Source organism: Chitinophaga sp. sic0106, from assembly GCF_019219075.1.
In the GTDB taxonomy this organism is placed as follows: domain Bacteria; phylum Bacteroidota; class Bacteroidia; order Chitinophagales; family Chitinophagaceae; genus Chitinophaga.
Genome location: NZ_JAHUWJ010000066.1, coordinates 1 through 260, shown reverse-complemented (window position 1 = coordinate 260; position 260 = coordinate 1). Strand labels below are relative to the sequence as shown.

Annotated in this window: 1 rRNA gene; it reads left to right on the top strand. The window is 46.2% G+C overall.

Going from position 1 to position 260, the window contains the following annotated elements:
* A 23S ribosomal RNA gene (locus KW844_RS28950) occupies nucleotides 1–260 on the top strand; the annotation flags it as partial.

Genomic DNA, 260 nt, shown 5'->3' with positions numbered 1-260 from the left:
ACTACAACTTAACATTGATTTTGAATGCCAGATGTGTAGGATAGTTGGGAGACTATGAAGCAGCTTCGCCAGGAGTTGTGGAGTCATCGTTGAAATACCAACCTTCTGTTATTTAGAGTCTAACCCGAGCAATTGGGGACATTGTTTGGTGGGTAGTTTGACTGGGGTGGTCGCCTCCTAAAAGGTAACGGAGGCTCGCAAAGGTACCCTCAGTACGGTTGGTAATCGTACGTAGAGCGCATTAGTATAAGGGTGCTTGA